This is a genomic window from Microcoleus sp. PH2017_28_MFU_U_A, assembly GCF_020738035.1.
Lineage (GTDB): Bacteria > Cyanobacteriota > Cyanobacteriia > Cyanobacteriales > Microcoleaceae > Microcoleus.
Genome location: NZ_JAEQCX010000048.1, coordinates 54,085 through 80,446, shown reverse-complemented (window position 1 = coordinate 80,446; position 26,362 = coordinate 54,085). Strand labels below are relative to the sequence as shown.

The following is a 26,362-nucleotide window of genomic DNA, read 5'->3' as shown; positions in this document are numbered from 1 at the left end:
AGCGATGAGAGAGTGGGGAATAACTCTTCGGATTGCCTATTTTTCACCAAATTCCCGTAAGTATCACAGAAAAATTCCTCCACCCGCCGTCTTAGTGCCGATATTGCCTCTTATTGCTTCCCTGGTAAATCTCGATCGCAGAACCGAGATTAAAGACGCTTTGAAGCGCGTCGCCCCGCCCCCACCATACGAGCAGATTCCCGAAGAATATATGGAACATTGTTATGAAGCAACGATGCTATCTGGGGTAATCGATCGAGCGTTGACGCTGAAAGCTTTGCAAACAATCGCCTCTAGACTCAATGACACGGAACGAAAAGAATTATGTATAGAGATGGTAAGCCAGAGAATCTGTGTGGAGATAAGTATTTGCAAGTTGAACTTCCCTGCTTTGATGTTCCATCATTACTTGATTTTTCTACTTTAGATGAGAGTGCTTGACGGAAGCCACCACGAGGATCGGACTGTGGATTAATGAGCGATACATACGATCGCCCTGCGAGCCTTTTTTGCAAGGAATTGATGGAAGTCAGTAAACTCTAGTGGAGAACCGGAGTATAATCAAAGGTGAGGAGTGAGAATTTGGAACTCAAAATTGAGAATGATTCTAAAATCTGACTTCGGAGTTGAGAATTCTGGTACTTTCAAGTGCAACTATGGTAGAACTCTCCTGTAAAAGCGAATACGCAATCTTAGCTTTGCTGGAGCTGGCCGATTGCTACGATGAGGGCGAACCCCTGCAAATTCGCCAGATAGCTGCTCAGCAAAATATTCCCGATCGATATTTAGAACAGTTGCTCGCTACCATGAGACGCTGCGGGCTGATTCGCAGCCAGCGAGGAGCTAAGGGTGGTTATATCTTGGCGCGGGAACCGTGGAAAATTACACTCCTCGAAATTATCAACTGTCTCGAAGGCTCAGACTTCGATCGCTCTGAAAAAGACTCGCCTGCTCAAACTGTAGAAAGTGCTGTGATTTGGGAAGTTTGGCAAGAAGCGCGATCGATCGCCAACTCGGTGTTGCAAAAATATACGCTACAAGATCTGTGCGAAAAACGCAATGGCAGACGGCAGCTCAATATTATGTATTACATCTAGTTAAGCCGACGCGCGTCTAATTTTCAAAATCCTGTTTTTTCAAACAATCAGTGCGGTAGGCGAGAGAGCCAGCCCTAAAAGTTAAATCTCAATACGCAATAGCTTAATATTGCCAACTAGGAATTAACATTTACTTTCAACAACAAGCAGACAAAGATTATGCGTATTGCTGGCGACATTACAGAATTGGTGGGGCACACACCCCTGGTGCAACTCAACCGCATTCCCCAAGCCGAAGGCTGCTTGGCTCGGATTGTAGTCAAACTCGAAGGCATGAATCCGGCAGCATCAGTAAAAGACCGGATTGGTGTCAATATGGTGAATCAAGCCGAGGCAGAAGGGCTGATTACTCCCGGGAAAACGGTTTTAGTAGAACCGACATCTGGCAATACCGGAATTGCTCTAGCAATGGTGGCGGCCGCAAAGGGCTACCAGTTGATTTTGACCATGCCGGATACGATGAGCACGGAACGTCGATCGATGTTACGAGCTTACGGAGCTCAACTAGAATTGACTCCCGGCATTGAAGGCATGAGTGGCTGCATTCGGCGCGCTCAAGAGATTGTAGACAAAACTCCGAATGCGTATATGTTGCAGCAGTTTCGGAATCCAGCCAACCCGGACATTCACCGTTCGACAACGGCTGAGGAAATTTGGGCAGATACCGACGGCGAGGTGGATTTCCTGATTTCTGGAGTCGGCACTGGCGGCACGATTACTGGTGTTGCAGAGGTGATTAAGTCCCGGAAACCCGAGTTTAAGGCGATCGCAGTTGAACCGGCTAACAGTCAAGTTCTGTCGGGCGGAAAGCCCGGGCCTCACAAAATTCAAGGTATCGGTGCTGGTTTTGTGCCGCCCGTGCTGAATGTTGATGCGATCGACGAAGTGATCATTGTTACCGATGACGAGGCGATCGCCTACGGGCGTCGCTTAGCCAGAGAAGAAGGACTTTTGTCCGGTATTTCCAGCGGTGCGGCACTGTGTGCAGCTTTGAAAGTCGGCAAGCGTCCTGAAAATGCAGGTAAATTGATTGTGATGATTCAGCCTAGCTTCGGCGAGCGCTATCTCAGCACTCCCTTGTTCCAGGATCCAGAACTGAATCTGGCGGTGGCTGTCAACTAAACTAGCCTCCGGCGCGAGTTGCAGAAACTGAGGGCAGGGCGTAGAATGTACGCCCTGCTTGGCTTTTGAGATGAAAAAATTGCGATAGATTATTAGACAAGATTGCATAAGTCTTCGATCGATCCTTCAAGCGCAGATGTCAGACAGATGCAACCGACGATGCAACGCAGATAATTTCAGGGTGTTTTCCGATTTTTGCAATTCAAGTCTATTGTCGATCGCGATCGAGCAATCGCCCTGACGGTTACGATATTCTCGCATTGTACAAACCGCTCGTAAAAACCCAGACAAGGCTACCCAAAAGTAGTCAATGTTAGACATCTACGTTGGTAATTTTAGTGCACATTCCTAAAAATACAGGAATAAACTGCAATCCCTCTATTCCCTTCATGAAGTCAGGAATTACTTTTATAGCTCTATTTATGCTGCCATTAGTATCAGCTTAAATTGAATCCCATTCCGCTTCTTGAGATTCCTTTACTAAGATGAATTTTGGGCTTGCGACATATTGAACTCAAGCCTGCTGACTTCTGCTGTAGTAAGTCGCCAATGTTAATCCGCTTGCCATTTCAAAAGTATGAATGTTTTTTTTAAGATTCTTTTTTAATATATTTATGATACTCTAAAAGCAGATGTTTTTTACCTGAAATTGCTGGCATTTATATCGTATAAATACTTGGTATATTAGCAAATAATGATATTTTTGTCAAGCACTTTTTCGCAGATTATCCAGATTTCAAGGAAATAATAGCGTGTCTTCTGTTACCAATCACTACAAAACCCTAAAAATTAGCCCAACCGCAACCCAAGCCGAGATTAAACAAGCATACCGCCGTTTAGTCAAAATATTTCATCCAGACAGCCAGAGTGCGACAGCCGGTCACGAAGAGATTGTCCGCCTCAATGCAGCCTATGAAATATTAGGAGATGCCCAGCAAAGACAATCTTACGATCGCCAAATCTCCCAGCCCAGCGAAGAGCAATCACCCTACGCGCCAAACGTTACCCGCCAGCGACAACAAGCAGCGCGGGACGCCGACGAACACATGGAACAGTGGCTGATTAAAGTATACAAACCAGTCAATCGAATACTCAACAACATCTTGAAGCCGCTGAAAAAGGAAATAAACGAATTGTCAGCAGATCCGTTCGATGATGAACTGATCGAAAAGTTTCAAGCTTATATCGAAACCTGTCGCGATTTTCTTTCAAAAGCTAATGACTTTCTGAGGGTGATGCCCAATCCATCTAATGTAGCCGGAGTTGCGGCCCATCTTTACTACTGCATCAATCAAGTGGGAGATGGCATAGAAGAATTGCATTTATTTACCCTCAATTATGACGATCGCCATTTGCACACAGGTCAAGAACTGTTTAGAATTGCTGCTAGACTGCGGCGGGAAGCACAGGAGGAATTGAAAATTAGAAGTTAGTGAAGAAGTTATGGTTATTGGTTATGGGTTATTTGTTATTGGTTATTTGTTGCGGGCTATCAATAACAAATAACAAATAACTTCTAATTCATTCCCAATTCCCAATTCCCAATTCCCAATTCCCAATTCCCAATTCCCAATTCCCAATTCCCAATTCCCAATTCCCAATTCCCAATGAGTTCTGAATGTCAAATTCCAAAAAGAACTTGAATTCGCTTCCGGATTTTAATAAAAGGAGTTTGTTCCAGAGAGTCGCCCTCTAACAATCCCAAATCTCTCAAAGCTTGCTGGCGTTCAGACAATTTTTGAGCAATCTGATCTGCCAAATTCGGTTGTTCTGTTAAAAGTTTTTGCAAGTCGTGGCGTTCCACCACAAACAAAATTGCATCTTCGCTAGTTTTAACAGTCGCCGTTCTCGGAGTTCCCAACAGCAAAGAGATTTCCCCAAAAAACTCGCCCTCGTGAAGCGTCGCAATATACTGATCGGCTTTTTGAGAAAGAACTTCTACAGAACCAGAAAGAATAATATAAAAAGAATCGCCAGGGTCATTTTCATTGCAGACAATCTGTCCTGTTGGAAAAAGTTGTCGGTAGCCGTATTCAATTAACTGCCGCAGTTCTACATCTGTACACTGTTCAAAATAAGTTACTCGCCGCAACAAATCTCGTAGCGTCCAATTATTAGGGGATTTAACCCCTTGCTTTTTAGGCTCGGAAACGGTGGAATTAGATTTGAGTTCGGCTGAATGTTTGGCATTCTGGGGGTAAACTTGACCGTTTGAATTATCGTCTTTGTGATTATTGTGAAAATGTTTGGTTAACTCTTGCGGGTTCCGCAGCCACAAATCCCGCTGGGGAAATGGGATTTCGATATTGCGGTGGCGCAATTCATAATCTATTAAAAAGTTGACCGCACTTTTAATTTCATCGCTTTTCTGTGGCTGGTCAATCCAAATTAAAAGTTCAAAATCTAAAGCGTTATCTCCAAACCCGCGAAACCAAACTTTCGGAGAAGGATGTGATAAGATATTCGATTCCAGTCTCGCAGCGACTAACAGTGCTTCTGTAACTAATACTGGGTCAGTTCCATAGGCAACGCCGACGGGGATGTGGACGCGGCATCTGGGGTCTCTATAACTCCAGTTAATAATGTTGGTTTCGACAAACTTGATGTTTGGTATGATTACAAATAGTCCGTCGATTGTTTTGATAATTGTGGAACGGATGGAAATATTTTCAACTGTTCCTAATAAATGGTCAATCTCAATAAAGTCTCCGACTCGAATTTGCTGCTCAAATAGTAGGGTCAGACCGCTGATAAAGTTGCTGGCGAGATTTTGCAAGCCGAAGCCGAAACCAATGCCGACGACGCCAGCTAAGACTGTCAGAGAGGTGAGGTTGAGCCCTGCACCTTGCATGACGAATATACAGCCAAGGGTTGCTAAGATGTAGCTGATGATGGTGGAAATTGCTTCCCGACTGCCCCGATCCAATCCCATCCTAACTAGCAGGCTGCGTTTGATTCCTTCACTGATGAGACGAGCTATAACGAAGGCTAATATAGCTAATATTATCAGTTTGACGATCGCACTAATGGACAGATGAGTGTCCCCGATATAAAATAGGGGAGTTGCGATCGCACCATACAAATTTTCAAAAAAGCGATCGGCTTGTTCAGTAATCCAATTCATTAAGATTTGGTAATGAGTAATTGGTGATGGATGATTAGTTTTGCTGGCAACTGAACCGCAAACTCCTGACTGTGGCAGAGTTTATGCGAAAAACTCGAACTGTGAAGTGCGCTGTGTTGCAAAAAGGTCGTTAAGCGCAGTTACCCTGTTGGGAATCGCACTTTCTCAAAGATTCTTAGCTGATGGAAAAGCAACTGATGGCGAGAAACTGTTTTGTAGCGGTATTTTCTGCCGGTGATATCTGTGTTGTCGTCCAAAATCAGCCCAGCGCCTGGTGAGGCTAGCTGTTGCCAATATCTCGAAAATTGGTAGAAATTCATTCGCAGCACCCTAAAATTATCGAAAAATTCCAGCAAAAATTAGTTTATCCTTAAGAAGTAAGTCCTTTACAGAACTTAACAAGCTTACCCTACTTGACTTTTATGCAGTGCATCATCAATCGTCGGGCACAGTTTTCGGCGAGTCACCGGTACTGGCTACCGGAGTTGAGCGAAGCCGAGAACTTTGAACGGTTTGGCCCAACTGCCCGCGCACCGGGACACGGACACAATTACGTTCTTTACGTTTCCATGATAGGAGAACTCGACGAGTACGGCATGGTGCTCAACCTGTCTGATGTCAAACACGTCATCAAGCGGGAAGTTACCAAGGATCTCGATTTTTCTTACCTTAACGAAGCATGGCCGGAATTTGGGCAGACTCTGCCAACTACCGAAAACATAGCACGGCAAATTTGGCTGCGGCTAGCTCCTCATTTGCCTGTGAGCAAAATTCAATTGTTTGAACACCCGGAACTTTGGGCTGAATATTTAGGAAACGGCATGGAAGCTTATCTAACTCTGTCCACTCATTTTAGCGCCGCCCATCGGTTGGCTCGTCCCGATTTGAGTTTTGAAGAAAACTCGGAAATTTATGGCAAATGTGCTCGTCCTAACGGTCACGGTCACAACTATCATTTAGAGGTGACTGTTAAAGGGGAAATTGATGCGCGGACTGGGATGATTGCTGATTTGGGAGCTTTGCAAAAAGCTGTTGATGATTATGTTGTTGAACCTTTCGATCACACTTTTTTAAATAAGGATATTGCTTATTTTGAGAAGGTTGTGCCAACGGCGGAGAATATTGCGGTTCGGATCGGGCAATTGTTGCGATCGCCCATACGGGAATTGGGCGCTGAGTTGCACAAGATTAAGCTGATTGAAAGTCCGAATAATAGCTGCGAAATTTACGGTGCCGATTTAGATGCAGCGACGGTACAACAGCAACAGTCAGCAGTTTTAGCTGCGGTTTAGAGGTACAAATCGGATCAGTTGGGGCGGTTTAGGCGGATATGAGGCAAATTGTGCAGATTGGTGAAGCCGCCCCGATGATTCCGAGGATGATTGGAGGCGGATTAGGTGCGAGAAAGTGTTCTTTGACACAAGTTATGTGGCGAGTATTATTGGGACTTTTCCTGACAAGTCAGACGCAGCCCGTATTTTGGAGATAGTAACCCAGAATTCCTCATCAAAGCTATTGTCACTGCTGAGAGTATGAGGTCGATCGCCCGATCTGCTGACAAACAACACTAATTTCTCCTAGGTGAGTTGACGTTTATGCGAGTCTCAAATGTAGCTCTCTTGACTCTGGCCGCCCTCGCATCCCAGAATGTAACTGCTCAAACTAACGCCGCTCCGGCTGCACCTCCCATCTCTGGTGAGACACCGCAGGCCAGCAACTTTGTTGATGCCATAAATAATACAGTCTCTCGTCCGGCGGAGTCAATGAGCGCGCCCGAGACGATCGCCGACGAACAATTTTCCCCACGAATTGCGGTAAAATCGCAGACTGGTTTGCTGATAGCAGCGGCCGGCGCTGAATTATCTCCTGCTGTTAAAACCAAGGCAAATCCTGCTGCTAGAGCCACCGATGAACTGACTCAATCTTTACAAGAAACATGGCTGGCTAAATTAATCGAAACTGGGGTTAAAAGCAGTCCCCAAGTTCGCGACGCTTTCGATTTTTTCTCTCCACGGACTGGCAGTGCAGAAACTGGATATGGTTTTAATAATACCATAACTCTGCTGAATATTTTACTAATTCTCGGTACTATTTTGCCACCGGTGACAATCGCCTTTTTTTGGGCGATCCGCAGGCTGGTAGTCAAACAGTTGGTTGCTGATGCAAATCAAAGATTGCACGGCATTGGTGTGCTGGAATCAGAGTTGCTCAACTCTCGCCAACTGACTCAAAAAATGAGGGATGAATTAGAGGCACAAATGAGTGCAGCTAAACAATCACTTGATTTTTTAACTAGAGAAACTGAACTTTCCAAATCTTCCGTCGAGCAAATTGAGACTCTCAAATCTCAATTTATAATGCGCCTGCAAGTGTTGGTAACAGAAGTTGACGAGAAAAAATCTCAAATTGTTCAGGAAATTTCCCAGGTTCCGGCAATTGTTGCCAAAGAAGCTGTCAAACTCGCACCTCAGCGGCAGTTAAATAATGCACAAACTTCTGGAACAGCACCTGCTAGTGACGGACAAAATTTGATTGCTGACGATTGTATAAAGCAAGTCGAAGAGCTTTATTTTCAGGGCAATTACAATGAGGCATTAGCCTGCGTAGAAAAAGCTATTTTAACGAACAAGAATGCGGATGAGGCGTGGTATTGGCGCGCCAATGTGTTAATTAGATTGCAGCGTCATGAAGAGGCGATCGCCAGTTACGACCAAGCAATCTTAATTAAACCGGATCATTACGAAGCGTGGTATAATAAAGCGAATTTGCTGGGAAAATTGCAGAGGTGCGAAGAGGCGATCGCCTGTTACGAGCGAGCAAGTGCGAGCGAGCCGAGAAAATACGGTTGTTGGCACAGCATAGCAGCTTTGTTGGGTAAATTGCAGCATTACGAAGAGGCGATCGCCAGTTACGATCGCGCCCTGGCTATCAAAACAACCGACAGCGAAATATGGCACAACCGAGGTGCGATGCTGGGTAAAGTACAGCAGTACGCCGCCGCAGTCGATTCTTACGATCGCGCTCTTGAGCTCAATCCCAAGAGATACGAGACTTGGTACAATCGAGGTAATATGCTGTGGAGATTGCTGCGCTACGCTGATTCTGTTGCTTCTTACGATCGGGCTCTCGATATCCGGGCCGACAAATACGAAGTTTGGTACAATAGAGGCGCCGTGCTGGGAAAAATGCAGCTCCATCAAGAGGCGATCGCATCCTACGACAAAGCAATTGCCATTAAACCGCAGGATTTTGAAGTGTGGCACAACCGAGGCGCAGCTTTCGACAAACTATCACAACACGAAGCAGCAATTGCATCTTACTCCCAAGCAATCACGCTTAATTCCAAGTGTTACGAAGCTTGGTTTGGCAAAGGCGAATCTTTGGCAAAATTGCAGCACCATGAAGAAGCGATCGCAGCTTACGAAAAGGCGATCGCAATTCAGCCAGAATCCTACGATGCTTGGCACCACTGCGGTACAGCTTTGTCGCAATTAAAGCGCTACGAAGAAGCAATGGCAGCATACGATCGAGCCATTGCTATCAAGCCAGAAAATGCCGAAGCTTGGCGCGATCGAGGCACAATTGCCTCAGAATTAAAACAAGATACAGAAGGATTTGTGGCCGGTGAAAAAGATACTCAAAACCAGCCACAATCCGATGAATCTTCGGAGAGTTAGTTGTAAGGTACAGCGCAACTGAGCTGTATTGGAATATTTTTGGCAAAAATGGTAAACTTATGCCAAATGCTAAAAAAGGAGAATAGTTATGTCTGTGAAAATGCAAAGACGGCTATTTACAGTGCAAGAATATCACCTGATGAGTGAAGCTGGTGTTTTTAGCGATCGCGAACGAGTGGAACTTATCGAAGGAGAAATTATCCAAATGGCAGCAATTGGTAGGCGCCACGCCGCCCGTGTCGATCGCCTGGCAGAGTTTTTTGGCGATCGGGTGCGAACACGTGCTATCATCCGGGTGCAAAATCCTATTTGCCTCAATGATAACTCAGAACCTCAACCTGATATTGCCTTAGTACAGCGTCGCGCTGATTTTTATGAAGAATCCCTGCCAAATAGCGAGGATGTTTTGCTGCTGGTAGAGGTAGCAGATAGTACCGTTAATTATGACCGCAATGTGAAAGTACCGAATTATTCGCGATCGGGCATTCAGGAAGTATGGTTATGGGATTTGGAAGCAAACTGTTTAGAAGTTTACCGCAATCCCACCGCAAATGGCTACACTTCAATACAAAAGTTTGAGCGCGGAGAACAAGTTTCGCCACTGGCTTTTCCTGAGTTGACAGTGAGTATTGATTTAATCTTGGGTTAAAAAAATAGTAAGCTTAAACGGGAGCATCTCAGTTTTGCATTTATAGTGCTGTCCCCGCTCGCGTATGCTACAAATCGCGAGCTCTTAAGCTCGCACTATAATAAAAAAAATGCTTTTTGCAAAATAGAGATGCTCCCGCTTAAACTAACTGCGAAAAAAGGAGAATAGTTATGTCTGTTGAAATGAAAAGACGGCTATTTACAGTGCCAGAATATCACCTGATGATTAAAGTAGGTGTTTTTAATAAAAATAACAGAGTCGAATTGATCGAAGGAGAAATTATCGAAATGGCAGCAATTGGGACTCGTCATGCAAGTTGTGTAAAGCGTCTGATCGCTATGTTCTCCGATCTGGAGAGAAGACGTGCTATTTTGGGTGTTCAAGATCCAATTCAGTTGACAGAAAGGACTGAACCTCAACCGGATGTTGTCTTGCTGCAACCTCGTTCTGACTACTACGCTACAGCGCATCCAATACCGTCAGAAGTGTTGCTTTTGGTAGAAGTTTTAGATAGCACTGTAGATTTCGATCGCGATGTCAAAGTTCCTAATTATGCGCGTTCTGGAATTCAGGAAGTATGGCTGTGGGATCTTGAGGAAAACTGTTTGGAAGTTTACCGCCAGCCGACGATAAATGGCTACACTTCAATACAAAAGTTTGAACGCGGACAACAAATTTCGCCGCTGGCTTTTCCCGATTTTGTAGTGAGTATTGATTTAATCTTGGGTTAGGCTGACTTTTATCTTATTTTCGATTCCCACTCCCAATTACCAAAACCTTAGACTTACTATATAATTAATTTAACTCCTCAAATCAGCGAAAGTTTTATGACTGTTGCTAAACCATTTGAATTGGGAGTCACCCATCTCCCAGACCACACCGAACTGCCAGAGTCTGACGGTACTTTTGTGAAAAACTTTCAAGAACTGCCTCAAAGCATTATTCTCACCGATTCCCTGCGGCCTGTATTGCAAAAAATTCACCCTGACGGACGGTACCGCATCGGTCAAGATTGCGGGATTTATTGGCGTTTAACTGACCCTCCCGAACGCGGCGCCGAAGCACCAGATTGGTTTTACGTCCCCAATGTACCGCCACTTTTAAATGGTCAGGTGAGGCGTTCCTATGTATTGTGGAAAGAATACGTTGCACCGCTAATTGCAATTGAATTTGTGTCGGGGAACGGTTCAGAAGAACGAGACAGAACTCCACCGCCAGACCCAGATAGAGAAGAACAACAAGAACAAAAACCTGGCAAATTCTGGGTTTACGAACAGGCGATCCGCATTCCTTTTTACGGGATTTATGAAGTGAAAAAAGCGGCTGTAGAAATGTATCATTTAGAAGACAACCGCTATCAGCGCCTGAGTCCGAACGATCGCGGACGCTATCCGATTCCCCAGCTTGGAGTTGAATTGGGAATCTGGCAAGGGGAATATGATGAGATGAATTTGCCTTGGTTGCGTTGGTGGGATAGTGAAGGCAATTTGTTATTAATAGGGGAGGAACGTGCTCAACAAGAAAGCCTTCGCGCTCAACAAGAAAGCCTTCGCGCTCAACAAGAAAGCCTTCGCGCTGACGAAGAACGACTTCGGGCAGATCGTTTGGCAGAAAAGTTGCGCCAAATGGGCATTAATCCCGATGAATTGTGATTTTTTTGTTAGTTGTTGAATTCTGGGTAATCGCTCTTTTTTTATGACAGAAATATCATAAATTGGGAAAGGACGATTACCTATGGGATAGCTGCGCTTTACGACCATTGATAAATTGCAAAATTAAAGATATTTAATTTTTAATAAAAATTCTTAAAATTCTTGAAAAATTATATATTTGTGGAATTTTTTATAAAGATTTAATCTTTGCCCAACGTAAGTGCTAGTATCATAAGCCTAAAGCTAGGGGTGCCCGCAGATCCGGGCTGAGAAAACACCCTTAGAACCTGAGTCTGGGTAATACCAGCGGAGGGAAGCTGTTTATGAAGGACATTAAGATATGCGTACCGAATGGATCGCTAAGCGTCAGGGTCACAGCAACGTATCTCAAATGCACTACGCCCGTCAAGGTGTCATTACTGAGGAAATGGACTTTGTTGCTAAGCGAGAAAATCTCCCAGGAGAACTGATCCGCGCCGAAGTAGCGCGGGGACGGATGATTATTCCCGCTAACATCAATCATACGAATTTGGAACCAATGGCGATCGGCATTGCGTCTAAATGCAAAGTCAATGCTAACATCGGTGCATCTCCGAACTCTTCCAATATGGAAGAAGAAGTTGACAAGCTTAAACTAGCAGTTAAATACGGTGCTGACACCGTGATGGACTTGTCCACCGGCGGTGGCAATTTGGATGAAATTCGTACTACGATTATCAAAGCTTCACCAGTTCCTATCGGCACTGTACCAATTTACCAAGCTCTAGAAAGCGTGCACGGTAATATGGAAAGTCTGACGGCGAATGACTTCCTGCACATCATTGACAAACACGCTCAACAAGGCGTAGATTACCAAACAATTCACGCCGGAATTCTGATTGAGCATTTGCCGTTGGTGAAAAATCGGCTGACTGGGATTGTCTCTCGTGGTGGCGGAATTTTGGCGCGGTGGATGCTACACCACCACAAACAAAATCCTCTCTACACTCACTTTAACGACATCATTGAAATCTTCAAGAAATATGATGTTTCGTTTAGTTTGGGAGATTCTTTGCGCCCCGGTTGCACTCACGATGCGTCGGATGAAGCTCAATTAGCTGAACTCAAAACTTTGGGACAATTAACTCGCAAAGCTTGGGAACATGATGTGCAGGTAATGGTGGAAGGCCCGGGCCACGTACCTATGGATCAAATTGAGTTTAATGTCAAGAAACAAATGGAGGAATGCTCGGAAGCTCCTTTCTATGTTTTGGGGCCGTTGGTGACTGATATTGCACCAGGATATGACCACATTACCTCAGCGATTGGGGCGGCGATGGCTGGTTGGTACGGTACTGCTATGCTGTGCTACGTGACTCCTAAGGAACACTTGGGATTGCCGAATGCTGAGGATGTCAGAAACGGGCTGATTGCTTACAAAATTGCGGCTCACGCTGCGGATATCGCGCGCGGCCGTCCGGGTGCGCGCGATCGCGATGACGAACTTTCCAAAGCGCGTTACAATTTTGATTGGAACCGTCAATTTGAGCTATCGCTCGATCCTGAAAGAGCAAAGGAATATCACGACGAAACTTTGCCAGCAGATATCTATAAAACTGCTGAATTCTGTTCGATGTGCGGGCCTAAGTTCTGTCCGATGCAGACTAAGGTTGATGCCGATGCTTTGACTGAGTTGGAGAAATTTCTTGCTAAGGAACCTGTAGCGCTAAGCTAACTATAGCCTTTCTCAAAAAGATGAGGTATGACTGACAGCTCACATAACCACTTAGACGTATAGGGCCCAAGCCCAACAACGTACCTCATCTTTCTGAGAACCGCTATATATTGCTAGGGCGGGCGGATTGATTCGCCCACCCTTCCCAATTCAAAAGGCACTAACTTTTTGTTTGGTAGAGGACAAAATATTCTGCATAACTTCTTTCGCCACAGCTTTTACCACATTAATACTGACGCTATTGCCCAGTTGATAGTAAGCTTTATCATCATTGAAATGCAGTACAAAACTATCGGAAAAACCTTGTAACCGTGCGGCTTCGCGGGGAGTAATTCGCCGGACTCTATGGTTGTGATAAACACCTAATTTATTTGCATCGCTGGCAACAAGTGTTACAGAAATCTTCTGCGGATCTAGAAATTTATAGACTTCAAAGGAAAAGTTACCCGATACAGGTTTATACAAATCATTGTTGCGCTGTAGGTACTTCTTGGCAACCAGTAAATCCAGAATGCGATCGAGATTGGGATGAGCGAAAAAAGTAGCGATTTGTTCTTTAGTTAAAAGCTTCCCATCTTGGTGATGTCCAAATTCTTTATTGCGCCTTTTCAATATAAAACGATTCATCAACTCAATTTCATCTAAACTGCACTGGCCTCGCAAACCCAATTCCCAAGAATGAATCGAATTGCCGCCACGATAGTCGATTAATCGGATTCCGTGCAAGCGATTTAAATCATTGTTAACGATTGGTTTCAATGCCTTGACAAATTCTGGCGAGCAATCATATTTTTGGTCTGGATTGTCTTCCAAAATATCTGCAACTGCGACGGGTTTACTCAACGGGGAAAATAAGGATAACTGTTGATGGTTGCAGGAATGGGAATCTTTTGGGCCTAAGTCGGAAATTAACCCAAATTGGGGCGAAGCATTTAAAATTCCTACTAGGTAAACTCGGACGCGGTTTTGGGGTAAACTAAAGTTGGAGCTGTTGAGTATAAAGTAATCGAAGCTGTAACCTCTACTGGTAATTTCGTGTTTAATTGTTTCGAGGGTTCTGCCGCCGTCGTGGCTGACAAGTCCCCGGACGTTCTCAAAAATAAATGCTTGAGGTTGAGCGGTATCAATTAGCCTCATTATTTCAAAGAACAGGGTGCCTCGTGTATCACCGAAACCTGCTTTTTTGCCTGCGTAGGAGAAGGATTGGCAAGGAAATCCTGCCAGTAAAATATCATGTTCTGGAAGTTGGTCAATTAGTCGGATGTCGCCTGAAGGTGTGTCGCCAAAATTGGTCTGGTAGACTAATTGAGCATCGGGATTGATTTCGCTACTTAATACGCATTCTGTTTCCAGATTCAAGGAATGTGCGGCGGCTTCAAAGGCTAATCTCATGCCGCCTATTCCTGAGAATAAGTCAATGAAACGGATTTTTTGCATGGCGATTTTAGGTATCCGCTCAATAAATCGGGGTAGAGTACCGTGTTGGAAACGATTTTGCGATGTTTGAGTCTCATCATTAAGTGATTTCCCCCGATTTATTGAGCGGATACTATTTTACCATGCTGTGCCTAGATTGTGAACCTTCTTTTTTGCTGTTACCCCTATTTATTGAGCGGATATCTTTTTATCATTTCTCCCCCAAAGTCCGCCAGTACAATTAAATCCTTCAGGAACATATTTCCTGAAAGTGTTGAAGAGTTTACTATTTGAAATAATCCGCTTAACTCTGAAACAGTGACGCTAAGAATAGCAATAAATTGATCTTGAGTTTCTATCAATTTTGGTATAACACTGAGTTATGCTTCCTTTTGAGATAAGTCGGAAGGCCAAAACATCGAAGCTAACTCACGGATTTCTTCAACTGTTCTTCTGTAATTGTGAGTTGACATTTTTGGTTGTCTGTGGTAATGAGTGCTGTGAATTTGATGCGATCGCCCGCCGTTCTCGCTATTAAATGTTCGGCGGCAGTTGACGCGATTTTTTAGGCTAGGAGATTGGCGATCGCACTTTTACCTATTGCTTGCTACTAATCCATTCTTTGAGATCGGCGATCGTAAAAACAGCCTGAAAATCCAATCCCTCCTCGCGATATAATTGAGCTCCACCTTGTTCTCGATCGATCAGCGACAACACGCGATCGACTTTATAGCCAGCACCCCGCAGCCTCTCCACCGCCTGCATCGCCGACTTACCCGTCGTTACGACATCTTCCAACACCGCCACATTCGTCCCTTCGGGCAACACAGGCCCCTCAATATACGCCATTGTCCCGTGTCCCTTCGTCTCTTTGCGGACAATTAGCGCCGGAATCGATCGACCTTCCAGAGCCGAAACCACACTCACAGCAGTTACAATCGGGTCAGCACCCAACGTCAAACCGCCCACAGCCTGCACTTGAGGTGGCAGCATCGAGAAGAGTACGCGCCCCGTCGCCAAAGCACCTTCAGCGTGCAAAGTCACCGGTTTGCAGTTGATATAATAAGAACTTTTCTGCCCCGAAGACAGCACAAAGTCGCCCTCGCGGTACGCAAACTCGCACAATAAATCCAAAAGTCGATCGCGCAACACCTTTAAATCAGCAGCATCCATAACTTAACACCTTGTAGAAAACGCAAATAATCCGCCGATAATCAGTCTATATTGGAACCGTAATTAATCTAGAAGCTGAAATTTATGAGTCAAAAGTTAAAAAGCCTCAGCAGTGCGTTGATTCTCGCTGTCGCCTCTGCCGCACTGGCATCCGTCAAACCTGCTCAAGCAGATACAGCCCGATTTAGCCCCGTTGGTGACAACTTCAACCGACAATTCTTTGAAGCTTCAGGAGACTTTTATCACAACGTCAGCTTGCAAGGTTACATGGGCGACTATCTAGGAATTGGTTCCCCCAGCGGCGTAGTTGCCTTTCCCGAAAAAGAAATCGAGCGCGATGCCAGTCGCGTCAGCGGCCTCTACCGACGAGTAATGCAGCGGCAGGTTTCCAGCGACCCTATTCTTCGCGTTCCCGATGCCACCAATCCCTTTGATGCCTCAGTTATGGCCTTGCCCGCAGCCTGCCAGGTAGCACCTCAACCGAGTGGCTGTTTCGCTCCTGGGAGCCGAGTCCAAGAACCGTTTGTACCGCGGCAGCAGCAAGAGTCGGAGGCAGTACCAGGCCCGGTTAGAGGACTGTACAATGTATCACCGGCTCGTGGAAATTAACTCCCAGTTCGGTATAACAATTGTTTGTAGTAAGGACTTTAGTCCTGATTGACTTCAACTCAGAGGAAGGACTGAAGTCCTCACTACAAACTTTAATTATCTGAATTCCGGTTGCATCGCAATTCATATTACCCGCAATCAGGACACTCAAGCGTGCCCAAAGCGTGTCAACTTAAGCCTGAAAGCCTTGATAAATGTCGTTTTTACCATAGTCCAGATCCCCCTAAATCCCCCTTAAGAAGGGGGACTTTGATCGGATTCTTGTCCCCCCCTTCTTAAGGGGGGCTAGGGGGGATCTGGGCCTAATCGTTAGACAGTAGACTGGTAATACATTTAACCTTAAGTTGACACGCTTTGGGCAGTGCCGTGTCCCTACTTGAGAAACTACAAACTTATGATGAAACAATGCTGCCGTCAGGCATGATTGTTTCTTTCAAATGAGCGCCGTCGAGATTAGCTCCAGCCAAATTGGCTCCTCTGAGATTTGCCCCTGTCAAATTCGCCCCTCTCAAATCAGCTTTACCGAGGTTTGTCCAGCGGAAATCGGCAGCACTCAAGTCCGCAAAACTAAGATTTGCCCTAAAAAGATATGCTCCCGTGAAGTGAGCTTCCCCGAGGTTAGCTTTAGAGAAATTGGCTGCGTAAAAATGTGCTTCAATCAATTCGGCTTGATTGAGATTGGCTTGACTGAGATTAGCATGATTGAGGTTCGCGCCGATCGCATTAACTCGAAACATTGCCGCCCCGATTAAATTCGCATCTCCTAAATCGGTTTGTTGGAGAATCGCACCACTGATGTCCGCCCCAATTAAATTAGCCCCGCTCAAATCTGCCCCCCGGAGGTCTGCCGCTCGGAGATTTGCTCCCGTTAAATTAGCTTTAACTAATTTAGTATCGAGGAGTTGTGCTCCAGCAAGATTTGCTAAACTGAGATTAGATTCAGCAAGGTTTGCTGTAATTAATTTAGCCTTAAACAAGTCTGTTTTAAAAAGGTTACACCGCCCAAGATACGCACCTCTAAAATTTGCTTCAGCGAGGTTAGCTTCGCTGAGATCCGGTTCGAGGTTTGGGTTGAGATTTCTCCATTCAATCCAAGTAACTGCACCTTTTTTTAGCAGCGCTAAATGCTGTGTATTTGCCATAATTGCATCTCCTATAACCCCTATTCCTTGCGACCAAAAATTGCTGGATTTTCGCGACCAGATACGCTTTCCACCGCCGCAATTGCTGCCTGGGAACCTGCTATAATATCTCGTTCTGCTCCGCCGAGGTAAAGCCGTCCGAAACTACCGACAGCCTGAACTTCTAAGATGTTAATAGATGCACCTTTTTCTGCTTCATTGGCTGCCAGCGCTGCATAGGCGGCCGGTTCTACTTCTAAGACGTAAAGCGTTTGTCCCGCCAGCAGCAACTGTCCGCGCCTGCTGCGGTTGATTAATTGGGTTTGGTGGGGGTCGATGTTGCGAATAATTTGACTGGAAATGACTCGCGGTTTGATACATTCTTCTCTACGGACTCCGATGAATTCTAGAATTGCTTTGCCTGCGGCCCTGGTTTCGCCCTGCTGGCCCGAGTGTACTTCCAGCAAGCCGTACAGGCGCTCGACTATCTGCACTCCAGGGCGCACGGAGGCTGATTTGAGGGCGACATCGGTAATTCGGTTAATTTCGATGCCAGGGGAGATTTCTATCCACAGCGACGCATCCCCCGGCAGTGGCAAGAATCCGGCGGCGACAGTGCCTATGTATGCTGCGTGCTGTGGCTGCAAGTTGTCTAGAAATACGTAGCTGCGTAGCTCTATTCCCAATTTGTTTTAATCTCCGTCGATCGAGCTTTTGTTGTCTGTGCAATATCTGAGTTTACCTTTTTTTGTCAACAGTACATTGTCTGTATGATTTTTGACGGTTGACGGTTGACGGTTGACGGTTGACGGTTGACGGTTGACGGTTGACTGTTTGAACAATACCGATGCGGCCGGAAACGATATGAGATACACCCCTCGAAGTGACGTTTTGGGCTTTGCGAGCTATGTTTAATTTCGTATGACCACTAAAAATTTGATATCAATCTGTAGTAATAGCTGGAGTTAATCAATCTTTACTGCTACAGGTGGATTTAACTTTGAAAGGCGATCGATATAGTGATGATAGTTAAAGATTTTTGCCAACAGAGAGCATTTGAATTATGAAACGTTCTGACTTATCCAAAGCAATCGGTGCAGGTATTATCGCTGCTGGTCTAGCCATTGTGCCAGCTAACTTGCCTGCTTCGGCTCAGACAAATACAACTCCGGGTACTAACAGCAGAGATACTACCACTACCACTACTACTCCTCGCTCTGGTGTCTACAGTGCTGAGAACGATCGCGATTTTGATTGGGGATGGTTGGGCTTGCTCGGCTTATCCGGTTTGCTCGGTTTAATGCCCCGCAAACGCGAAGAAAATGTCCGCTATACCACTACAACTGGCGATCGCGATCCAGCAGTTCGTACAGATTACCGCTAATACTAGGGTATAACGGGCTGTGGGCATGATGCAGGGACAGGATGTTTTAACCTGTCCGAATAGCGCCAACAATCATCAAAAAACCTCCATCTGTGAGGTTTTTTTATTGGATACGATCGGCAATCAATTGGTTCGTGGTGAGGACTTTAGTCCTCAGGAATGAGAATTAAATAACTTACAATTTTATGATTCTTGTCCTTTCTTGACGGGCGGGACGCCCATCCCACAAATATGTGTAAATTATTTAATTTTCGCTCCTCAGACCGAGAGAGGACTAAAGTCCTTACTACAAAACTATTTTATTTGTTTCTTCTTCTTCTTCTTCTTCTTCTTTTTCCTTCGCGTTCTTCGCGCCTTTGCGGTTCGTTAAATAAAGATTTTTAGCAGCAAAAAATAGTTTAAATTAAAAAATGTTTTTGCCCGATCGCTCCACGAACACATCCAACATCGCCTGCACCAACTTGTCTGGATCTAAAGGCTTACAAATGTGCCGCTGGAACCCCGCAGTCAGGGCTTGCTGGTAGTCAATTTCTCCAGCATAGGCGGTAAGGGCGATCGCGGGAACCAATCCGCCTTGCTCCGGCGGCAGAGCCCGCACCTGCCGCAGCAACATATAAGGGGCTTGCGATTAAATATAACCCCAGTTATCCTAGAAGAGTAGGAAACAAAAAATCTGACATAAGCGGTTGTTACTTCTGTAATTGGGATGCTAGAAATGATCTTGAGTGAGCCAGTGAAATTAACATTCAAAGATGCGGCAAAAAAACTGACAGGCTATCGCCGTCGAGACTTTATGGCAAAAGTGGCTGAAGACTACTTTAATGCTTGGGCCCGCAAAGTAGAAACATTTATGGGGTGGAACCGAGACAGTGTTCAACTAGGCTTACATGAACGACAAACCGGGTTGATTTGTGTGGATAATTACCGGGCACGAGGGCGACATAAAAGTGAAATTTTGCTGCCCAACTTAGAAGCCGATATTCGTTCTTTAGTAGATCCAGAGTCCCAGGCAGACCCCAAGTTTCAATCGACATTTTTGTATGCCCGGATCACGGCCATGGCGGTACGAGCGGCATTAGTGAGTCAGAAGAACTACGACAGTGAGCAATTACCTTCTCGTCAGACAATTGGCGCGATTTTAAATCGAATGGGGTATCGCCTAAAAAAACACAAAAAACCAAGCCCTTGAAAAAAATTCCCGAAACTGATGCGATTTTTGAGAATGTATTGAAGGAGAATCAAGCCTCCAATCTAGATGTCAAGTCTCTGCGAATATCAATTGATACCAAAGCGAAAGTAAAAATTGGCAACCTGTCACGGGGAGGTAAAGCCAGAACCATCGAACCGAAATCGGCTGACGATCATGATACCGAGTGGCAAGCTGTATTAGTCCCCTTTGGCATTCTTAACACTCAAAGTGATCAACTATCGATTTATATGGGACAGTCCGCTGAAACTACAGATTTTATTGTTGATTGTCTAACAGATTGGTGGCACAATAATCAATCTGATTACACCGAACTCGAAGAATTAGTGATTGACCTTGATGGTGGTCCGGCAATCAGAAGCAATCGCACACAATTCATCAAACGCATCATCGAGTTATCTCAGGCAATTGGCTTAAGAATCCGACTAATTTACTATCCACCATATCATAGTAAGTATAACCCAATTGAACGCTGCTGGGCGGCACTTGAACACTATTGGAATGGTGCTATTTTAGATTCAGTTGAAACTGCCGTACACTGGGCATCTAGCATGACATGGAAAGGAATTAATCCCATTGTAAACTTAATTGAGACAACTTATGAGAAAGGCGTAAAAGTCTTACCTCATGAGTTAAAACAGTATTTGCCCTCATGGCAACGTTCTGAAACTTTACCAAAATGGGATATCACGATTATCCCATTTTGACTGGTATTTTATTTGTCCGCGAGTCCCTAACACGCTCAACCAGCGGATTTTGGCCGTGTCTGCGCGCACGATTCGGTAGTCGATCGAGTAGAGCGATCGCGTTTCCCGAGCCGTTTTGACTGCCTGCAAGACTTGTTTTAAGTCGTCTGGATGCACGAACTTTTTCCACACTGCGATCGTAGTTTCGCCGCCCGGTGTCGGTTCGCAGCCGAAAATCCTGAAATGGTTCGCCGACCAAATTACTCGATTTGTTCGCACGTCTAGATCCCAGCTTGCTATGCCCGAGCCTTTGATGGCGACGCTCAAACGTTCTTCTATGATCGGCGCTCAGACACTTTTAGCCGCAATTGGCGAAATTGCTGACAGTATTTACCGGGCAGGATTTCGGAAATTAGTATTGATGAATGCCCACGGCGGACAGCCGCAGGTAATGGAAATTGCAGTGCGGGATATTCATCAGAAATATCAGGATTTTTCAGTGTTTCCGCTGTTTGTTTGGCGGGTGCCGAATGTGGCGGCCCAATTACTCACGGCGAAAGAGTTAGAATTGGGAATTCACGCGGGAGATGCCGAAACGAGTTTGATGTTGTCAATTTTGCCCGAACAGGTGAAAATGGAGCGAGCAGTTTGCGAGTATCCGAGGGATTTGCCTGCTGACAGTTTGCTGAGTATGGAAGGTAGCTTGCCTTTTGTTTGGCTGACGCGAGAGTTGACTGATAGCGGTGTGTTGGGCGATGCGACGGTGGCGACGAAGGAAAAGGGCGATCGTATTTTGGAATCTCTCTCTGACGGCTGGGTACAAGTTATCAAAGATGTGCACAAGTTTCGACAGCCGGGAAATAATTAAAACAAAACTTACGCATCGGCACCCAGAAACCGGGTTTTTTACCTAATCTGCGGTCTAAAATCCGTCTTTTCGTAAAAAAACCCGGTTTCTAAACAAGGAGTGCGTCATACCAATTTAATGGGTCGTTGCACATATCCCGATCCCCCTAAATCCCCCTTAAGAAGGGGGACTTTGAGTAACTCTTGTCCCCCCCTCCCACCAGGGGGGTTAGGGGGGATCAGATTCTATGCACCCTCATAAAAAATTGGTATCAGTCCTATAAAAATTAAGAATTAAAAATCAAAAATAGTTCTAATTCGTGTCAAAATGAGTCTAACAAATTTTCTGAGTTGGAAGGCTAACTATGAGTGTAACTCCTAAATTGCAGCGCGCATTTGAGCAAGGCCGCGCCCTGAAAATTATCAGCGGTTTAAATAATTTTGATGCGGCTAACGTTGCGGCTGTTGTCAAAGCAGCGGATCTCGGTGGCGCTTCCTTTGTCGATATTGCTTGCGATCGCGATTTGGTATTGATGGCAAAACAGTTGACAAATTTGCCAATTTGTGTGTCGGCTGTGGAACCAGAAAAGTTTGTAGCTGCGGTAGAAGCTGGCGCTGATTTGATTGAAATTGGCAACTTTGATGCTTTCTACGCCGTAGGGCGCCGCTTTGAAGCTGAGGAAGTTTTGGAGTTGACTCGCCAAACGCGATCGCTATTTGGGAACATCACTCTTTCTGTAACAGTTCCCCACATTTTGACACTGGACAAACAAGTACAGTTAGCAACCGAATTAGTCAAAGCTGGCGCTAACATCATCCAAACCGAAGGCGGTACTAGCGCCCAACCAATTCACGCCGGAACTTTGGGATTGATTGAAAAAGCAGCGCCTACTTTGGCCGCAGCCTTTGAAATTTCCCGCGCCGTACAAGTCCCCGTACTCTGCGCTTCGGGCATCTCCAGCGTCACTGCACCGCTGGCTATTGGCGCTGGCGCTGCGGGTGTTGGCGTCGGTTCTGCTGTCAGCCAACTTAACAGCGAAGTGGCGATGATTGCTGCTGTTCGCAGTTTAGTTGAAGCTTTGGCAAAAGTCGAGCGATCGCACTTTGCTACTTCAATCTAATTAAGAAGGAAGAGTTGACAGTTGACCTGGGACAGTTGACAGTTGATAGTTGACCTGGGACAGTTGACAGTTGATAGTTGATAGTTTTCAGAGGGAAGAGGGAAGAGGGAAGATTTTTTCCCCTCTCCCAATCTCCCCCTCTCCCAATCTCCCCCTCTCCCAATCTCCCAATCTCCCAATCTCCCAATCTCCCCCTCTCCCTCTTCCTTAAAAATTAATCCACCACACGGAATAATCATGTAATAAATGATTGTTTGGGGGGATATCATCAACTGATTCTAACTCTGCTAAACGCAACATAAACTTTTTGCGATCGCCGACGCGCTGAACTTCCACAAATATGCCGTCTTCCTGAATAGAAAAATCTTCCAACCGATGAATTGTGAATTTATCAGTATAAGAAGGTTGAGTTTTTTTGAGCCTTGCATATTCTTTTTTAGTGCCAAAACCCATAAGATACTCTTCTTCCCATTCAAACTCTTCTATGCCAGTAACATGGCACGGAACTTGAAAATTTTGCTTGAGGTAGTCTAAATATTTGATTGTATTTTTAAGATCGGCATTGATTTTTTTGTTTCCCAGGATTCTTCTAATCTTACTTTCAAATTGACCGCCATTAAATGGGTTGTTTTCATCGAGATCGGCGAAGATTTCTGGCTTGAAGGTGCCTCCTAATTCTGGTAATTCAGCAAGCAAGCGCTGCAAGTCGTTTAGCGGTTTCGGTCTTCTACCTGCTACAATGGTTTCATCAAGCTGAACTAAAGGAAGTTCGGATTCTGAAGGAAGGGATTTGCTTTGATTTGGGCGATCGTCAACTTGAGACTTGTTAACTTTAGGCTGGTTAACTTTAGGTTTGTTAAATTTGGGCATCGCTCGGTCTCGCTGTATCGGTTTATCAATAAAGTATATCTTGGTAGAAGTACATTCGTGTCTGACAAATAGGAGGAAGCTGTGATGCAATTACTGAAATCGCCTGATGAATCGGCAGTCTATCAAGGGCAATTCGGCGAGTTTACGATTACCGAAAGCGATCGCACTGGAGTGTTGATCTACCGCGCGGGATTGGGGGTGGCGGCGCTGTGTTTGGCGGTGGGTGCTACTCTGGTGTTGCAACAGGGCGACAACCCAATGGCAATTCAAGCTGTAACGCCTGTTTTTGCGTGTTTCTGGATAGCTTTAGGCGTTAGTTTGGCAACTATTCACATTTACATGATTGCGCTGCATCGCACGTTACAGATGTTTTGGGCGATCGGCGGCGCGGCAGCACTGTTTGTCGCTTTACAAAGTAGCGAACCTTTGGCTTTGGCGGTGTACGAACATCCAGCGACTTTGTGGGGAATTGGCTTTACTTTTGCTGCCTTGAATGGCATCTTTTTTAAAGAAGCTTTCTGCTTTAACCGCCTAGAAACTAAGTTTTTGACTCCGGGAGTTCCGCTATTACTTTTAGGACATATTTTTGGCTTCTTGACACCGGAAAATGAACAGTTGCTGCTGGGACTTTGGGCGATATTGTTCATCATTTTTGCTGTCCGCAAGTTTTTTCAACCTATCCCCCAGGATATCGGCGATAAGAGCGTTTTTGAGTATCTCAAACACAAATAATTTGGGAATGGGGAATAGGGCATAGGGAATAGGGCATAGGGAATAGGGCATAAGGCAATTTTATAACTTTCTCACTGTCTCACTATTTCCCTCTTCCTGAAACCATTGGTATTGTTGCTTCTTCCTTCTTCCTTCTTCCTTCTTCCTTCTGCTATAAAATGAGAATTCGTCTGATCCGCCGCCGAGAAATGTGGGCAATTACCTGGGAAGGTTGGGTAATTGCGATCGCAGGTTTAATCATTACAATGGTCTTAATTATCACAAATATTCATCCATTTTTGGCGGTAAATGCGCCGATTAAAGCAGATATACTGGTTGTGGAAGGCTGGTTGCCGGATTATGCAGTCGAAAGTGCGATCGCAGAATTCAACAAAGGCGGATACCGGAAATTGGTGACAACCGGGCTTCCGGTAAGTAAGGGCCACTATCTCGCCCAATATAAAAATTATGCTGAACTGACCGCCGCGACTTGTATTGCGCTAGGATTTGATAAGAACAAAGTGGTAGCTGTACCCGCACCGAGTGTTGTGAAACACCGCACTGCTGCTTCTGCGATCGCACTTCGAGATTGGCTAGCTACTTCTGCCCTAAAAGTGGACTCAATCAATCTTTATTCTATTGGCACTCATGCCCGCCGCAGTTGGATGGTTTTCAAAGAAGTGTTGAATCCTGAAATTAAAGTCGGGATTATAGCTGCGGAATCGGAAGATTATAACTCACAAGAATGGTGGAAATCTAGCGCAGGTTTTCGGACTGTGACTGGGGAAATCATTGCTTATATTTATGCCCGTTTTGTCAATTGGAAAGCTTAGGTACGTTGTTGGGCTTCAGCCCTCTTTGTCTATAAATCTAAAGAGGGCTAAAGCCCAACAACGTACCTTTTTTAAGTTGACAGCAATGGATAGTGCTGTTTATACCAAAAATGATAAAATTATTTTCAGATAAATTGAGGGCAAGTCGTTGCTAGAAGAACGCGCTTACTGGTTAGCATGGTCACAGATTAATGGTATAGGGCCGATTTTGTTGCAAAGATTGCACCAACATTTTAATACTTTGGCAGAAGCTTGGATGGCGAAACCAGTAGATTTAATGCGAGTAGAAGGGTTTGGCAAGCAGGTAATTGATACCACTGTACAAGAACGATCTAAACTCAATCCTGAAGAATTTATTGAGAAACATCTTATTAACAATCCCTGTTTCTGGACACCCGCAGATCGGGATTATCCCAGCTTATTATTGGAAATTCCCAGCCCGCCGCCGGTGCTGTATTATCGCGGTTTAGTCGATATCAAAGAGAATCAAGGAATTACGCCGACGGTGGCAATTGTTGGCACTCGCAGTCCTTCGGAATACGGCCGCCGCTGGACTCGTAAAATTAGTGTGGCTTTGGCTAAAAATGGTTTTACTGTTGTTTCGGGATTTGCCGCAGGTATTGATACGGAGGCTCATACAAGCTGTTTGGAGACGGGAGGTCGGACTTTGGCTGTTTTTGGTACTGGGGTTGATATCGTTTATCCTAAGCCAAATGAGCGGTTGTGCGATCGCCTGTTACAGCAGGGATTGGCAATTAGTGAATATCCGGCGGGCACTCAACCGAATAAAACTAATTTTCCGCGCCGAAATCGGATAATTGCTGGCTTGAGCCGCGCTACTATTGTGATAGAAGCTCCGCAGAAGTCGGGGGCGTTAATTACTGCTTATCAAGCGAATGAGTTTTGTCGGGATGTGTATGTTTTGACGGGAAGGTTGGATGATGAGCGATCGTTTGGATGTTTGGAGTTGCTGAGTAAAGGTGCTCATCCGATTCTCCCCAATAGCGATCGACTTTTAAGCGAAGACCGATTGCTAGAAATGCTCGGAGCTATGCCAAAATTGGATAGCGCGCAGCAGTTGTCCTTGTTTCCGGCAAATCCAACCCCTGAAAAGCCAGAGCCGCTATTGGATGGGGAGTTGGCTGTAGTGTTAAAAGCTCTGGGTTCGGGGCCGAATTCTCTTGATACAATTGTGGAGGCTGCGGGATTGGAAGCGGGGACGGTTTCTGGTATTCTTTTGCAGTTGGAATTGTTGGGATTAGTTTCGCAATTGCCGGGTATGCGATATCAGCGCTGTTGATTTGATATGTTAGAAAAATCGGCGGTTGAAACCGCATCTGCACAGACAAA

At 45.3% G+C, this 26,362-nt stretch carries 26 protein-coding genes, 3 pseudogenes and 1 riboswitch; of the genes and pseudogenes, 18 read left to right on the top strand and 11 right to left on the bottom strand.

The features are described from left to right. From JGK14_RS12165 to JGK14_RS12150, 4 genes are all read left to right on the top strand, one after another. Positions 1-427: hypothetical protein (locus JGK14_RS12165; protein WP_325315112.1), on the top strand; the 427-nt coding region annotated here is incomplete at its 5' end. A gap of 229 nt (positions 428-656) precedes the next feature. Continuing rightward, positions 657-1,097, top strand: a complete 441-nt coding sequence (locus JGK14_RS12160; RefSeq protein WP_293185915.1) for an RrF2 family transcriptional regulator — start codon at positions 657-659, stop codon at positions 1,095-1,097. A 159-nt stretch (positions 1,098-1,256) separates the two neighbouring features. Continuing rightward, complete coding sequence (gene cysK / locus JGK14_RS12155) at positions 1,257-2,219, top strand: cysteine synthase A (protein WP_293199050.1); 963 nt, start codon at positions 1,257-1,259, stop codon at positions 2,217-2,219. A gap of 752 nt (positions 2,220-2,971) precedes the next feature. Then, positions 2,972-3,652, top strand: a complete 681-nt coding sequence (locus JGK14_RS12150) for a J domain-containing protein (RefSeq protein WP_293191502.1) — start codon at positions 2,972-2,974, stop codon at positions 3,650-3,652. A gap of 42 nt (positions 3,653-3,694) precedes the next feature. Here JGK14_RS12150 and JGK14_RS12145 read toward each other — a convergent pair whose 3' ends face one another. From JGK14_RS12145 to JGK14_RS12135, 3 genes are all read right to left on the bottom strand, one after another. Next, on the bottom strand, positions 3,695-3,844 hold the full coding sequence (locus JGK14_RS12145; protein ID WP_325315111.1) for a hypothetical protein: 150 nt from the start codon (positions 3,842-3,844) through the stop codon (positions 3,695-3,697). Next, the gene (locus JGK14_RS12140) at positions 3,841-5,343 is read right to left on the bottom strand and encodes a cyclic nucleotide-binding domain-containing protein (protein ID WP_293191504.1); all 1,503 of its coding nucleotides are present in this window, start codon (positions 5,341-5,343) and stop codon (positions 3,841-3,843) included. The genes JGK14_RS12145 and JGK14_RS12140 overlap by 4 nt, the downstream gene beginning before the upstream one ends. 140 nt (positions 5,344-5,483) lie before the next feature. After that, entirely contained in the window at positions 5,484-5,663 is a 180-nt protein-coding gene (locus JGK14_RS12135; protein WP_325315110.1) for a hypothetical protein, read from the bottom strand. 102 nt (positions 5,664-5,765) lie between these two features. On the opposite strand from JGK14_RS12135, the gene JGK14_RS12130 reads away from it, so the two are divergent. The 6 genes from JGK14_RS12130 (at position 5,766) to thiC (ending at position 13,035) form a co-directional block, all read left to right on the top strand. Further along, positions 5,766-6,635 (top strand): 6-pyruvoyl trahydropterin synthase family protein, encoded by an 870-nt coding sequence (locus JGK14_RS12130; RefSeq protein WP_293185910.1) that lies wholly within the window; start codon positions 5,766-5,768, stop codon positions 6,633-6,635. 303 nt (positions 6,636-6,938) lie between these two features. After that, positions 6,939-9,020, top strand: coding sequence for a tetratricopeptide repeat protein (locus tag JGK14_RS12125; RefSeq protein ID WP_325315109.1), 2,082 nt, complete (start codon positions 6,939-6,941; stop codon positions 9,018-9,020). A gap of 88 nt (positions 9,021-9,108) precedes the next feature. Then, entirely contained in the window at positions 9,109-9,669 is a 561-nt protein-coding gene (locus tag JGK14_RS12120) for a Uma2 family endonuclease (RefSeq protein WP_325315108.1), read from the top strand. 170 nt (positions 9,670-9,839) lie between these two features. Then, positions 9,840-10,400, top strand: coding sequence for a Uma2 family endonuclease (locus tag JGK14_RS12115; RefSeq protein ID WP_293218211.1), 561 nt, complete (start codon positions 9,840-9,842; stop codon positions 10,398-10,400). A gap of 96 nt (positions 10,401-10,496) precedes the next feature. Further along, positions 10,497-11,321, top strand: coding sequence for a Uma2 family endonuclease (locus tag JGK14_RS12110; RefSeq protein WP_293204672.1), 825 nt, complete (start codon positions 10,497-10,499; stop codon positions 11,319-11,321). Between the two features lie 235 nt (positions 11,322-11,556). Beyond that, positions 11,557-11,653: riboswitch (TPP riboswitch) on the top strand. Positions 11,654-11,661: 8 nt separating this feature from the next. Beyond that, positions 11,662-13,035 (top strand): phosphomethylpyrimidine synthase ThiC, encoded by a 1,374-nt coding sequence (gene thiC / locus JGK14_RS12105; RefSeq protein ID WP_293185905.1) that lies wholly within the window; start codon positions 11,662-11,664, stop codon positions 13,033-13,035. Positions 13,036-13,185: 150 nt separating this feature from the next. Here the strand turns inward: thiC and dcm are convergent, their stop codons facing one another. From dcm to pyrE, 3 genes are all read right to left on the bottom strand, one after another. Continuing rightward, the gene (gene dcm, locus JGK14_RS12100; protein ID WP_293185904.1) at positions 13,186-14,472 is read right to left on the bottom strand and encodes a DNA (cytosine-5-)-methyltransferase; all 1,287 of its coding nucleotides are present in this window, start codon (positions 14,470-14,472) and stop codon (positions 13,186-13,188) included. Between the two features lie 164 nt (positions 14,473-14,636). Further along, complete coding sequence (locus JGK14_RS34045; protein ID WP_442921448.1) at positions 14,637-14,822, bottom strand: hypothetical protein; 186 nt, start codon at positions 14,820-14,822, stop codon at positions 14,637-14,639. 226 nt (positions 14,823-15,048) lie between these two features. Beyond that, positions 15,049-15,624 carry an orotate phosphoribosyltransferase gene (pyrE, locus tag JGK14_RS12095; protein ID WP_293218208.1) on the bottom strand — a complete coding sequence of 192 codons (576 nt, stop codon included), beginning with the start codon at positions 15,622-15,624 and terminating at the stop codon, positions 15,049-15,051. Positions 15,625-15,708: 84 nt separating this feature from the next. Between pyrE and JGK14_RS12090 the strand changes: the two genes are divergently transcribed. Beyond that, complete coding sequence (locus tag JGK14_RS12090) at positions 15,709-16,233, top strand: hypothetical protein (RefSeq protein WP_293185901.1); 525 nt, start codon at positions 15,709-15,711, stop codon at positions 16,231-16,233. A 392-nt stretch (positions 16,234-16,625) separates the two neighbouring features. On the opposite strand, the gene JGK14_RS12085 is transcribed toward JGK14_RS12090, so the two are convergent. Both JGK14_RS12085 and JGK14_RS12080 read right to left on the bottom strand, forming a co-directional pair. Further along, the gene (locus JGK14_RS12085; protein WP_293218205.1) at positions 16,626-17,375 is read right to left on the bottom strand and encodes a pentapeptide repeat-containing protein; all 750 of its coding nucleotides are present in this window, start codon (positions 17,373-17,375) and stop codon (positions 16,626-16,628) included. A gap of 20 nt (positions 17,376-17,395) precedes the next feature. Then, a complete protein-coding gene (locus JGK14_RS12080; RefSeq protein WP_293151824.1) occupies positions 17,396-18,040 on the bottom strand; it encodes a hypothetical protein in 645 nt (214 codons plus the stop codon). 377 nt (positions 18,041-18,417) lie between these two features. Between JGK14_RS12080 and JGK14_RS12075 the strand changes: the two genes are divergently transcribed. Then, positions 18,418-18,738: a WGxxGxxG family protein gene (locus tag JGK14_RS12075; protein ID WP_293185898.1), complete on the top strand. Its 321-nt coding sequence runs from the start codon at positions 18,418-18,420 to the stop codon at positions 18,736-18,738. A 403-nt stretch (positions 18,739-19,141) separates the two neighbouring features. On the opposite strand, the pseudogene JGK14_RS12070 reads toward JGK14_RS12075, so the two are convergent. Then, positions 19,142-19,354: pseudogene (locus JGK14_RS12070) on the bottom strand (hypothetical protein); the annotation flags it as partial. Between the two features lie 90 nt (positions 19,355-19,444). Here JGK14_RS12070 and JGK14_RS34040 point away from each other — a divergent pair. Then, positions 19,445-20,652 (top strand): annotated as a pseudogene (locus JGK14_RS34040) (ISAzo13 family transposase). Here the strand turns inward: JGK14_RS34040 and JGK14_RS12055 are convergent. Next, complete coding sequence (locus JGK14_RS12055; RefSeq protein WP_293186855.1) at positions 20,617-20,910, bottom strand: PAS domain-containing protein; 294 nt, start codon at positions 20,908-20,910, stop codon at positions 20,617-20,619. The pseudogene JGK14_RS34040 and the gene JGK14_RS12055 overlap by 36 nt on opposite strands. Positions 20,911-20,977: 67 nt before the next feature. Between JGK14_RS12055 and JGK14_RS12050 the strand changes: the two are divergent. Beyond that, a pseudogene (locus JGK14_RS12050) lies at positions 20,978-21,499 on the top strand (creatininase family protein); the annotation flags it as partial. Between the two features lie 343 nt (positions 21,500-21,842). Continuing rightward, positions 21,843-22,598, top strand: coding sequence for a DUF561 domain-containing protein (locus JGK14_RS12045; RefSeq protein WP_293186854.1), 756 nt, complete (start codon positions 21,843-21,845; stop codon positions 22,596-22,598). 207 nt (positions 22,599-22,805) lie between these two features. On the opposite strand, the gene JGK14_RS12040 is transcribed toward JGK14_RS12045, so the two are convergent. Beyond that, positions 22,806-23,468: a hypothetical protein gene (locus tag JGK14_RS12040; protein WP_325315107.1), complete on the bottom strand. Its 663-nt coding sequence runs from the start codon at positions 23,466-23,468 to the stop codon at positions 22,806-22,808. A gap of 84 nt (positions 23,469-23,552) precedes the next feature. Here JGK14_RS12040 and JGK14_RS12035 point away from each other — a divergent pair, with 84 nt between their 5' ends. From JGK14_RS12035 to dprA, 3 genes are all read left to right on the top strand, one after another. After that, positions 23,553-24,200: a DUF2301 domain-containing membrane protein gene (locus tag JGK14_RS12035; protein WP_293186852.1), complete on the top strand. Its 648-nt coding sequence runs from the start codon at positions 23,553-23,555 to the stop codon at positions 24,198-24,200. A gap of 158 nt (positions 24,201-24,358) precedes the next feature. Beyond that, on the top strand, positions 24,359-25,012 hold the full coding sequence (locus JGK14_RS12030; protein ID WP_293230158.1) for a YdcF family protein: 654 nt from the start codon (positions 24,359-24,361) through the stop codon (positions 25,010-25,012). Positions 25,013-25,160: 148 nt separating this feature from the next. After that, complete coding sequence (gene dprA, locus JGK14_RS12025) at positions 25,161-26,312, top strand: DNA-processing protein DprA (RefSeq protein ID WP_293186850.1); 1,152 nt, start codon at positions 25,161-25,163, stop codon at positions 26,310-26,312. The last annotated feature ends 50 nt before the right edge of the window (positions 26,313-26,362 follow it).